The 700-nt window shown below is 59.6% G+C and carries 2 protein-coding genes; both read right to left on the bottom strand.

Annotation, left to right across the window (positions count from 1 at the left end):
- On the bottom strand, positions 1-428 hold a 428-nt coding region (locus AC1DLB_RS31380; protein ID WP_477786453.1), incomplete at its 3' end, for an SWIM zinc finger family protein.
- A gap of 11 nt (positions 429-439) precedes the next feature.
- On the bottom strand, positions 440-700 hold a 261-nt coding region (locus tag AC1DLB_RS31385; protein ID WP_477786454.1), incomplete at its 5' end, for a CsiV family protein.

The following is a 700-nucleotide window of genomic DNA, read 5'->3' on the forward strand; positions in this document are numbered from 1 at the left end:
AGCCACAGGCGCGGCACCGGTTGCACGTTGTCCACCAGCACTTGCGGCGGCGCTTTCGGGCTACGGTTTTCCAATACGGCCTGAAGTTTTTCCAGCAGTTCGGCGTCTTTCGCGGCCGCCGGATACGCGAGGGTTTCCTGCACTTGCAGTAGCACCGCTGCGCAATGTTTGCAGTTGCTGTGAACCGGGCAGGTGCACGTGGCGTCGATCATCAGCAAGGTGCCTTTGGCCGACTCGCGCAGGCGAATGGTCTGACGGTAAACGTTACCGCCAGAGCCTTCGCAACTGGCGATGATGGTGGCATCGCCGACTTCGACGATCCTGACGCGGTTCTCCAGTGCGTAGCGACGGCCACGTTCCAGGCTCTGTTCCTTGAATCGGCTGACCCAGGATGTTGCCAGGGGTTTGCTCAGGGTCGCGGAGGACATAAGGGCTTCAATCAGTCCGGAATTTCATCAGGGACTGGCCGAGGTGCAGGGGCGGTCAGCGAGGTGATTTTGATCAACAGGCCCAGGTGACCATTGTCGAGGAAGTTCAGCAGGCCGTTCTTGGTGTGGCTTTCCTGCTTCAGGCGTTCGCTGGCGGTGACCATGCCGTTGGCGTCAATCTGATTGACCCAGAAGTCGGCGTCGACGTCAGTGAAACGCCCCAGTTTCAGGTTCAACGTGCCCTCGATCGGGAATTGGCCGAACTGTTCCTT

The sequence above is a fragment of the Pseudomonas sp. 05N434 genome (assembly GCF_056396965.1).